Origin of the sequence: Microcystis sp. M_OC_Ca_00000000_C217Col (genome assembly GCF_007095585.1) — a bacterium.
Classification (GTDB): domain Bacteria; phylum Cyanobacteriota; class Cyanobacteriia; order Cyanobacteriales; family Microcystaceae; genus Microcystis; species Microcystis panniformis.
In genome coordinates this window covers 1-10,692 of sequence record NZ_SFBV01000345.1, presented here as the reverse complement: position 1 = coordinate 10,692, position 10,692 = coordinate 1, and the positions used below count along the sequence as shown (strand labels likewise).

Annotated in this window: 10 protein-coding genes and 2 pseudogenes; 9 read left to right on the top strand and 3 right to left on the bottom strand. The window is 41.9% G+C overall.

Annotated elements, in window-relative coordinates:
- Positions 1-158 precede the first annotated feature (158 nt).
- From EWV66_RS22290 to EWV66_RS22270, 5 genes and pseudogenes are all read left to right on the top strand, one after another.
- A pseudogene (locus EWV66_RS22290) lies at positions 159-779 on the top strand (1-acyl-sn-glycerol-3-phosphate acyltransferase); the annotation flags it as partial.
- Between the two features lie 66 nt (positions 780-845).
- A complete protein-coding gene (locus tag EWV66_RS22285; protein WP_002759746.1) occupies positions 846-1,208 on the top strand; it encodes a helix-turn-helix domain-containing protein in 363 nt (120 codons plus the stop codon).
- Between the two features lie 19 nt (positions 1,209-1,227).
- Positions 1,228-1,812, top strand: coding sequence for an IS630 family transposase (locus tag EWV66_RS22280; protein ID WP_002759745.1), 585 nt, complete (start codon positions 1,228-1,230; stop codon positions 1,810-1,812).
- A gap of 38 nt (positions 1,813-1,850) precedes the next feature.
- A pseudogene (locus EWV66_RS22275) lies at positions 1,851-2,624 on the top strand (1-acyl-sn-glycerol-3-phosphate acyltransferase); the annotation flags it as partial.
- Between the two features lie 131 nt (positions 2,625-2,755).
- Positions 2,756-3,217 carry an Hsp20/alpha crystallin family protein gene (locus EWV66_RS22270; RefSeq protein ID WP_052278137.1) on the top strand — a complete coding sequence of 154 codons (462 nt, stop codon included), beginning with the start codon at positions 2,756-2,758 and terminating at the stop codon, positions 3,215-3,217.
- Between the two features lie 102 nt (positions 3,218-3,319).
- Here the strand turns inward: EWV66_RS22270 and EWV66_RS22265 are convergent, their stop codons facing one another.
- The 3 genes from EWV66_RS22265 to EWV66_RS22255 form a co-directional block, all read right to left on the bottom strand.
- Positions 3,320-4,534 carry a DUF790 family protein gene (locus EWV66_RS22265; RefSeq protein WP_004161466.1) on the bottom strand — a complete coding sequence of 405 codons (1,215 nt, stop codon included), beginning with the start codon at positions 4,532-4,534 and terminating at the stop codon, positions 3,320-3,322.
- A 78-nt stretch (positions 4,535-4,612) separates the two neighbouring features.
- Entirely contained in the window at positions 4,613-4,957 is a 345-nt protein-coding gene (locus EWV66_RS22260) for a hypothetical protein (protein WP_004160645.1), read from the bottom strand.
- A 201-nt stretch (positions 4,958-5,158) separates the two neighbouring features.
- Positions 5,159-5,353, bottom strand: coding sequence for a hypothetical protein (locus tag EWV66_RS22255; RefSeq protein WP_052278139.1), 195 nt, complete (start codon positions 5,351-5,353; stop codon positions 5,159-5,161).
- 360 nt (positions 5,354-5,713) lie between these two features.
- Between EWV66_RS22255 and EWV66_RS22250 the strand changes: the two genes are divergently transcribed.
- From EWV66_RS22250 to leuS, 4 genes are all read left to right on the top strand, one after another.
- Positions 5,714-6,064, top strand: a complete 351-nt coding sequence (locus EWV66_RS22250; protein ID WP_287107165.1) for an STAS domain-containing protein — start codon at positions 5,714-5,716, stop codon at positions 6,062-6,064.
- 291 nt (positions 6,065-6,355) lie between these two features.
- A complete protein-coding gene (locus EWV66_RS22245; protein ID WP_287107166.1) occupies positions 6,356-7,285 on the top strand; it encodes a CoB--CoM heterodisulfide reductase iron-sulfur subunit B family protein in 930 nt (309 codons plus the stop codon).
- 22 nt (positions 7,286-7,307) lie between these two features.
- Positions 7,308-7,640: a BON domain-containing protein gene (locus tag EWV66_RS22240; protein ID WP_052278145.1), complete on the top strand. Its 333-nt coding sequence runs from the start codon at positions 7,308-7,310 to the stop codon at positions 7,638-7,640.
- A 146-nt stretch (positions 7,641-7,786) separates the two neighbouring features.
- Positions 7,787-10,339 (top strand): leucine--tRNA ligase, encoded by a 2,553-nt coding sequence (gene leuS, locus EWV66_RS22235; RefSeq protein ID WP_287107167.1) that lies wholly within the window; start codon positions 7,787-7,789, stop codon positions 10,337-10,339.
- Positions 10,340-10,692: the final 353 nt, after the last annotated feature.

Here is a 10,692-nt window from a genome sequence, read left to right as displayed (position 1 = left end):
ACTGATAACTGATAACTGATAACTGATAACTGATAACTGATAACTGATAACTGATAACTGATAACTGATAACTGATAACTGATAACTGATAACTGATAACTGATAACTGATAACTGTCTCAACTAGGAAATTTATTTGGCACGACCACTTATACTTATATGTCTAATCTATCTTTGGGCGCGCAACCTCCCCTCGAATTTATCCCCCCTGACCTTAATCCCTTGCTTTTAAAGGGATGTCAAATCTTTTTACCTCTTTGGTTACAAACTCAAACCAACTTAAGAGAAATTTCGGCCGCCAATCTAGAAACTTTAATCACATTTTATCAAAAAAGTCAAGAGAAAAAAGTCCGTTTACTGCTCGCTTTTCGTCATCCCAGTATTAACGATCCCTACTGTATGGCCTATCTTTTGTGGAAATTAGTACCCAAAAAAGCCCAAGAGTTAGGAATAAAATTAAACAAGCCAATTCACGCTCATTTTATGTATGATCGAGGGATTCCTTTATGGGCGGGAGAAAGGGTAGGATGGTTATATTCTAAGTTAGGTGGCACACCAATTCAACGGGGAAAAGCCGATTTAATCGGATTGCGTTCGGCTCGTCGTTTATTATTAGAAGGAGATTATCCTTTAGCCGCTGCTCCGGAAGGGGCAACTAACGGACATAATGAGCTTGTCAGTGCGATTGAACCGGGTATTTCTCAATTGGCTTTTTGGGGGGTGGATGATGTCATAAAAGCTAAACAACAGCAAGAAGTAATTATTTTACCTATAGCGGTATGCACTTGCATGAGGTACAATAGAAGAGGACAATAAATTATAGACCTAGGCAGGAGCCACGACCCGATGAAGCCCTATTCTTTAGACTTGCGACAAAAGATCATCGAGACCTACGAGGAGAATAACCTCTCACAACGTGAGTTAGCCAAAAGATTTAGAGTAGCTTTAAGCTTTATCCAGAAACTAATCAAGCAGTGGCGTGAAACAGGAAATCTAAATCCCCGACCGCATGGTGGAGGACAAAAACTCAAGCTTAAGAGCGACGAAATTATCTTGCTGGGCGATTTAGTCCAAGAAAAGAAAGATGCCACCTTAGACGAGTTAAGAAAACAAATTGAGGAAAAAACACAGACGGTGGTGAGTAACTCAACAATCAGTAGAATTTTAAAACGGCTAAATTTAACTCAAAAAAAAAAGCTTACACGCTAGGGAAAGAGACACGGAAAGAGTGCAAAAATTAAGAGAAGAATATTGGGAGAAAATCCGAGATGTTAGAGCGGAAGATTTGGTTTTCGTTGACGAGTCTGGCTCTAATCTAGGGATGACAAGACTTTATGGCAGGGCTGAAAAAGGTCAGAGAGTGTATGATTCAGTTCCGTTAAACCGAGGAAAAAACGTCACGATAATTGGAGCGATAGCGCTCAAAGGCTTGCTGGCTTTTATCAATGTATTTGGAGCCGCAAATGGTTTAATATTTGAAGCATTTATTGCTACATTATTAGTTCCAAACTTGTGGAAAGGAGCTTGTGTATTAATGGATAATGCTTCGATTCATCAAAAAGAAACCCTCGAACCAATTCTTCAAGAAGTCGGTGCTAGACTGGAGTTTTTACCTCCCTATTCTCCCGATTTTTCTCCCATTGAAAACTGTTGGTCGAAAGTGAAAATACTGATTCGTTCTATGTCACCTCGTACCTATGCTGATCTAGAAAAAGCGATCGTTCAAGCCTTTAGTCAGATTACATTGCGAGACATCCATCACTGGTTTACCCATTGTTGCTATTGCGATACCCCTTTTAAAGAGCCTACCTAGTCATCCATGCTGTACCTCATTCAACTGAAACCCGCTATATTGGTATTCAGTATTTTTATCTGACTCCAGTGTGGCAAGAAATCGAGCGAATTTTGACTAATTTAGAAACCGATAGCGGTTTAGAATCAATCCCGAATTCATCCCTAGAAGAAAAGGTTTTATACGAGCGTCTTTTTCGGTTAGGAGAAAGATTATTATCCTTAATGGAGGATTTTTATCGAGATTTCTACTATCAATCTTTACCTGTAGTACCTGCCAATGGTGATGATCCAAATGAAACCCTAGCCAAACGTTTAGCCAATTTATTAGATGTGGCCCTACAAACCGCAGAAAAGTATTTTAATGTTTCTCCTAATGGTAATGTAATCGATCGCTGTCGTCGTTTAGAACAAGCAGGATGGGAACGCATTTATCGGGAAGAATTAAAACCCACTCATTCTATTTCTCCCCTTGAATTAGGATTAGCTGATCGCCTTGCTGATGAAGCTAATTTAAAAATGTGGCACATGAGAATTGTGGAAAGTTTTGTGTCAGTAACTGGTTATTATGTCAAAGAAAAACCCACCGTAGAAAGATTTGCTGAGACAATTTTATTACTCTGGGATTTAGTAACAAGAATTAAGGGAGGTAATCCCTTTTTTCGTCCCCAAATTGGTCAACAAAAAGCGATAATAACTATTGGTAAACCTATTTCTGTATCCGAGCGCTATGCTGATTATAAAAGCGATCGACGCTCGGCCGTAGCACAATTAACCCAAGATTTACAAACCAGTTTAGAAAGTTTAATTATTCATCAGCAGACCCTAGTATAGGAGATAGTACGGGAATCTGGAAAAACTCAATACCGAAAACCCTACCCCGGTCGGGGAATCTTTTATCTATCCTAAAAGTGTAGAGATAAACCAACATCTCTAGCGTTAAGAGAACTTCGGAGGTGAATTATATGGCACTTATACGTTGGGAACCTTTCAGAGAAGTAGAAAGCCTACAAAAAGAAATGAATCGCTTGTTTGACCGTCTTGTGCCGACTGATGTAGGCAATGGCGAAAAAATGGGGTTATCCTTCATCCCGGCGGCGGAAATGACCGAAACGGCAGAGGCAGTTCAGCTTAAACTGGAAATACCTGGTATGGAAGCCAAAGACCTCAATGTGGAAGTAACAGCCGATAGTCTGACCATTAATGGTGAAAGGAAATCGGAAATTAAAACCGAAGAAGAAGGGTTTACCCGCACTGAATTCCGTTATGGTAAATTCCATCGGGTTATTCCTCTACCGGTTCGGGTTGATAACAATAACGTGACTGCTGAATACAAAGATGGCATTCTCAATCTCACTCTCCCGAAAGCGGAAGAAGAAAAAAATAAAGTGGTGAAAGTGTCCATCAGTCCTGCCATTGCTCAATAGGGTAGCACTCATTGTCCGGTCTTGGGCGAAAGAGTTAACCTGGTCTGATTAAACCAAAGCGGGAGTATTAAATCATACTTCCGCTTTTAGCTTCTTAACCTTTTAATTTAAAACTTCTAACACTGCTTGGGGTGATAATTTATCTTTAAACCAGATAACCTGAGCGGGTAGATTTTGAAATTTAACTCCAGCTTTTTCTAGATTTAACCGTTCCGATACGGCTAAAATTAGATTATTTGCTTGGGCCGATTTAACCTGTAAAAATTTCTTTTGTAGGTATTCTGGTCGCCAATAACCAACAATTTCGAGGAGAAAAACGCGACCATCGGGATGCACTAAACGGAAATCGGGAATCATCACTCCTCCGGGTAAAGGCACTAAATCCACTTCCCTTTCTAGTTGCCATTCAGTTTTTAACTGTAACCAACGTTTAGCGAAAGATTCCTCTAACATACTATCGTAGGGTTTACCTGGGGAATAGTGGGACACCAGACCACAGTTATCCTCTAAATTGAACTGTTGTTTTTTAATAGTTCCTGTGTAGGAATCTTTGTACTGTAATTGTGCCTTCAGATTCCAGTGAGTAACATGGAGTAAGGCAGGAATTAATTTAGCGATTTCAATGCCATAACGACTGTTAGCTTTAAATAAACTGGTGGGACCATCGATAGTAATAGTAAATCCCGTGTCGGCATCCCCTTCGATATAAGTCATTAAACGAAATAGTTTTAGATAGCGAAAGAGATATTTATATTCCCCTGGATCGTTGCGGTGGACGTTGATAATTAAATAACTGGCCCGATAAAAAATCCCTTGAATTTGCGAGAGGTTAAAACGATGAATTAAGTTTTCGGGGGTGGGAGCATCAAATTGAGTGAGAATTTTATTCTCCGCTAAATCAGCATAAAGTCCTTTTTCTAGAGCTACTGGAAAAATTTCTTGATTTAATTCTTGGCTGAGTTGCTGGGCAATTTTCTCCAGAATTAGCGATCGATTTTGGGGAATAGGAACAAAGTTGGCCGCTTGTTCAAAAACTCTTTTTCTTAATTCCTGTGGTTCTAAGGGACTAATAATCTCAAAGGTGGCAAAATGATTGGTTAACAGGTGAGCAAATCCCCGTTTAATTTTATAATCGGGACTGTCTCCCTCCAAGATTAGGAGTTTTTGGCTTAATTCTCCCTTACTTTCACCGATACTTTCCTGAAAACAGGTGATTTGTTCTTTAGCGATCGCCAGATAATCAGGAGCGATCGGTAAGCGTTTGGGAATAATTGTCTCGCCATTTTGACGGGAAATCAATAAATCGGTCGGTAACATGGCAAACTAGAGAAGAATAGTCAGATGGGGAAAGGTGGGACGACAAGGAAAGGTCGAAACCCCAAAAATCCCCCGATTCTAACTATTTTGGTCGAGATAACGCTCTAAATCTTCGATCACACGGGTTAATTCTGCTTCTGTGGTTAAGCGCAGGCGATCGTCGCGAACCGTTAGCAAAACTTTAGCCGAAAAAGGATTCGGATAAATATTGGGATTACAAAACACTTCCAGAAACACATCACCAGTGTGCTGATATTCCAGCGGTTTTTGGGGTTGGGGTTTACCACCACTAGCGGCATTACTGGCGATCGCTTTTAGGCGATCAAGTAGAATATTAATTTCCCTTTGCAAATCCAGAGCAGCACTGGGACTGAAACGAAAAGTAACGGAACCTTGCAAGAGATTAAGAGTTAAAGGAATCATGGAAAAAATCAGGTTAAGAGGAAGCCTGAAGTCAATTATATTAATTTGGGGAAATTTGGGGAAATTGGGTTTTGGGGGATTGTTCAGTAATCAGTAATCAGTCAGGTTCTTCGTTACTAAGTCCGGAGTGAACTGAAAACTCACCACTGATAACTCACCACTGATAACTGATAACTGATAACTGATAACTGATAACTGAAGTTACCGACGCGGAACGAGATTAATCCGGCCTTCGTCCATTTCATCCATGAGTAACTCTAGGGCCTCGTAATCCACATCAGAAACGTAGCCAAGACGACCGAGGAGTTCATTAATTCCGTTCTCGATTTCTGGCGTGATTTTACGATAATATAGGGCTTGTTCCACTAATTGGCGGATAGTCGGCTGGGTATCCACAATTTTCTTACTCTAGTTCGATAAATCTAATTTCCGTATCCTGCTTTACTTTATTTCAGCAAAAACACCAGTATAATTTTGGCTCATCATCAGTCATTCGGGGTTAGAGCTTAAACCTAACGACTTTCCCCTGATGTTTACCCCAGTAAGTCCTGATCACTGTTCCCTTTTACTCCCCAGATCCCAAGGTTAGCCCAAAACTGGTTCCTTGCCACAGGGTCGAAGGTTAAAAAAAGATTAATCTTTTCAGGAGAGAGAAAATTGATCGAGACCGGGGTCACAAAATCAGAAAGTTAGGACATAATAGCGGTATCTGATTTCCAGTTAAAAGGTACATTTTATGAATTTCCAAGTCCAGCCATGAAAAGTCCTGTAAAAGTCCCAGAAATTGCTCTATTTGAGCCAAACGGCTATATTACCGCCGCCAACGTCCTAGAATTTCAAGAGCAGCTCACCAATCTGGTGAACCAGAATAGCTCCATCACTTTTCTCGTGGATATGAGCAGGGTGGAATTCCTCGACAGTGCCGGATTAATGGCTTTAGTTACCGCCTTTCGTCTGGCTCAAAGTCAAGGAAAATCCTTCAATATCTGTTCTATTCCACCTTCAGTCAAGATTATCTTTGAATTAACCCAACTAGACCGGGTTCTCTCGATTTTCCCTAGCCGTGCTGACTTTGATGCTGTTATCACCCTCACCCAAGCGGCGTAAGCAGACAAAATAGGGTTTCTCGCCGCAATTTCTCGGCTACAATCTCAATTCTCCCCGTAAATCACCTCTTGACCGGGCAGATTCCCATTTGTACAACCGACTCCTCAGGACAACAATTTTTCTCAAGGAGAGCCATTATACTGTTGAGATGGCTCTCCTCCTTTTTGGATATTATTTCTGGGACAAACTACCGTACACTTGTTCGGAGCAGCTCACAAAAGACTGTCTGTTAAGAAATTCCATGACTTTAGTGATGACAGGGGGGAAGGGGGGCAAGATGGTAGATAGGTAATGAGTAGTAATTTCCTAGAATCCATGACAGTCAACAATCTCCAGTATGCTTATTTTCCCGGTTGTGTCGCTCAAGGTGCCTGTCGGGAACTATACTTATCCACGGCAGCCCTGACGGAAGCTTTGGGGATTAATTTAGTCGAACTCAAAAAAGCTGCCTGTTGTGGTTCGGGAACCTATAAGGAAGATTCGCAACTCTTGGAAGATACTGTCAATGCGCGCAATATTGCCCTAGCGGAAGCCCTCAATTTACCCCTGTTGACTCACTGTAGCACCTGTCAGGGAGTGATCGGTCATGTGGATGAGCGCTTGAAGGAAGCAAAGCATAATAATCCCAATTATGTTGAGGAAGTTAATAATTATTTACAGAAAGAACATTGTTCCCCCTACCAAGGAACGACAACGGTTAAGCACCTACTCTGGGCAATTGTGGGCGATTATGGCTTAGATAATTTGGCGGCCAAGGTGGTTCGTCCCTTATCAGGCTTAAATTGCGCCGGTTTTTATGGTTGTTATCTCCTGCGCGCCCAGGATACTCTCCCCTACGATAATCCCTTTCAGCCGGAATCCCTAGAAAATGTCTTTCGAGCGGTGGGAGCAAATCCGATTTATTATCAAGGACGCACTCAATGCTGTGGTTGGCCCCTGTCCAGTTATGCCACCACCCAATCGTTCCAAATGGCAGGAAAACACATTTTAGAGGCCATGGCAGCCGGGGCAGATTGTTTAGTCACCCCTTGTCCTTTATGCCATCTTAATCTTGATTCCCGACAACCGGAAGTGGCAAAAGCGATCGGTCGAAGTTTAGGTTTACCCGTGTTGCATTTTTCCCAATTAGTCGCTTTAGCGGTGGGAGTGAGTCCTGATCGTTTAGGATTAGATCGACACATCGTTTCCACCAAATCCCTCTTAAAGAAATTGGGGTTTTAGAACTCAATCAGGAGTGTTAGCAATGGATTGGTTAAAAAGAATTTTCGGCTTAGATAAACCGGCCGATGCCGCTCGTGCGATCGCAGGTAAAGCCGCTGCTGCCGGTATTCCCCCCGAAAGAGTCGGATTAGACGGAAAATACGACGAAAGCGGCCTAGCTAAACGAGTAGTTTTAGCTTTTGACGAGACACCGGATTTAGCTGATGAAGACAAATTGTGGGTCGCTCAAACTGGTGGTAAGGTTGTACTAAAAGGCAAGGTTTCCAATCAGGCGACTTTAGATAAAATGGTGGCCATTGCCAGTAAAGTCCATGGGGCAACCAGCGTCGATACCAGTCAAGTAACTATTGGGTGAAGTCGAACGGCTATATTCCCCGCGAAAATTAACCACTAAAACCCAGAGGGTTTTTGCTAGGGTGGATAACTCCAAGACTGGCAATCGCCCTCAGCCGGCTGCTGTAAAATGGGAGGGATAGATACAACTCAGGAGAAAAGACCCCAGTGCCGTACAACCCCGCAGAAATCGAACAGAAATGGCAGAAGATTTGGCAGCAAATGGGATTGGACAAAACCCCAGAAAACGCCGATAAACCGAAATTTTACGCCCTCTCCATGTTCCCCTATCCATCGGGCAACCTGCACATGGGTCACGTTCGCAACTATACTATTACCGATGTGATTGCCCGTCTGAAAAGAATGCAGGGTTATCGCGTGCTGCATCCCATGGGGTGGGATGCTTTCGGATTACCCGCAGAAAATGCCGCCATTGAAAGGGGAGTTCCTCCGGCAAAATGGACTGATCAAAATATTGCCCAGATGAAACGGCAATTACAACAGTTAGGATTATCTATCGATTGGGAAAGAGAAGTTGCCACCTGTTCCCCAGAATATTATCGTTGGACCCAATGGCTATTTTTACAGTTTTTTGAATCAGGATTAGCCTACCAAAAAGAAGCGGCAGTGAATTGGGATCCTATCGATCAAACTGTCTTAGCAAATGAACAGGTAGATAGTGAAGGAAAATCTTGGCGATCGGGTGCTAAAGTAGAAAGAAAGTTACTCCGGCAATGGTTCCTAAAAATCACCGATTATGCCGAACAATTACTCACTGATTTAGATAAACTTACCGGTTGGCCAGAAAGGGTTAAAACCATGCAGGCGAACTGGATTGGTAAATCGGTAGGTGCTTATTTAGAATTTCCTCTTGTTAACTCCACAGAAAAAATTGCTGTTTTTACCACTCGTCCCGATACGGTTTATGGAGTGACTTATGTGGTACTTGCTCCCGAACATCCCTTAACTTTACAAGTTACCACTCCCGAACAAAAATCGGCCGTAGAAACTTTTATTCAAGAGATAGCCAGCGAAAGCGAATTAGAAAGAACCGCCGAAGATAAACCCAAACGCGGTATTAAAACCGGAGGAATGGCAATTAATCCTTTTACTGGTGAAGAAATTCCGATTTTAATTGCTGATTATGTCCTCTACGAATACGGGACAGGGGCAGTGATGGGAGTCCCGGCTCACGACAGTCGCGATTTTAAATTCGCTCGGGAAAATAACCTGCCAATTAAGATAGTTATTACTCCAGAAAGTGGCGAAATTGAGTTAAAAGATGCTTACACAGAAGCGGGAATTATGATTAATTCCGCTCAATTTAATGGACTTAATTCTACAGCAGGAAAAACCGCTATTATTGATTATGCCACTGCTCAAGGTTACGGCAAAGCTAGAATACAATATCGCCTCCGGGATTGGTTAATTTCCCGTCAAAGATATTGGGGTTGTCCGATTCCAGTTATCCACTGTCCTCACTGTGGAACCGTGCCAGTACCTATCAATAATTTACCCGTTACTTTACCAGAAAATGTCGAATTTAGCGGTCGAGGTGCTTCTCCTTTAGCCAAATTAGAAGACTGGGTAAATGTGGATTGTCCTCGCTGTGGAACTCCCGCAAAACGGGAAACGGACACCATGGATACCTTTATCGATTCTAGTTGGTATTTCCTCCGTTATACCGATGCTAAAAATGAAGATATACCCTTTCAATTCGAGAAGGTTAATGATTGGATGCCCGTGGATCAATACGTCGGAGGAATCGAACACGCTATCCTACATTTACTCTATTCTCGTTTCTTTACCAAAGTTTTAAGAGACCGAGGTTTAGTTAATGTCGATGAACCTTTTAACCGTCTGTTAACCCAGGGAATGGTACAGGGATTAACCTACAAAAATCCCGAAACTGGCAAATATGTCCCCGCAGAAAATGTTATCTATAAAGAGGATAAATATTACGATAAAGACACGGGAGAAGTTCTTTCTTTCTTCTTTGAAAAAATGTCTAAGTCGAAATATAACGGCGTTGATCCTCTGAAAGTCCTGGAAAAATATGGTGCTGATACTGCCCGAATGTTTATACTTTTTACTGCACCCCCAGAAAAAGATTTACAGTGGGAAGATGCAGGGGTAGAAGGACAATTTCGCTTTCTTAATCGGGTGTGGCGTTTAGTCAGTGAATATATTGAAAATAAACCCAAGCAAGTCAAAAAAATAGAGACTTTCTCGAAAATTGACAAGGAGTTAAGACGGGCAATTCACACCGCTATTAAAGAAATCTCCGAGGATTTAGAAGGAGATTATCAATTTAATACCGCCATTTCCGAATTAATGAAACTCAGTAACGCTTTAGGGGATAATAAGTGTTTTGAATCCCCCATTTATCGGGAAGGAATCGAAACCTTATTAATCTTACTTTCCCTTTTTGCTCCCCATCTTAGCGAAGAATTATGGCAAGCTTTAGGCCATAGCCAATCAATTCACCTGCAACCCTGGCCAAAAGTTGATCCTACTGCCCTGATTGTGGACGAGATTACCCTTGTCATCCAAATTTTGGGAAAAACCAGAGGCACGATACAAGTTCCCGCTAGTGCCGATAAAAGCACCCTAGAAACCCTCGCCCTGGAATCGGAAATCGCCCAACGTTATTTAGAGGGTAAGGAAATCAAAAAAGTGATTGTTGTCCCGGGCAAATTAGTTAACTTTGTCGTGGTTTAAATGACAGCAATTATCACAATGGTAGGGAATTAAGAACCTTTTCAGTTATCAGTGACTATCAGATGCCTCCTTATTAAGGGGGATCCCCCCGCCTATCGGCACCCCCCTTATCAAGGGGGGCAGGGGGGATCGAACCTAAAATCCATTTTTAATTTAATTATAACCAGCTACTTAACACTTTCTATCAAAAACTATCGATAGATGGTAAAATATACAATTAGCATTGTCTGTAAATAGGGTTTGCTGAATAAATATGAAATGTAGGCGAGGTAAGGACTTTAGGGCCTTTCTCGCAAAACCTTGCACCTGTTTTGCGAGAATCGTGGTTCAAAACCTTGCCTCTTCATCAGCGA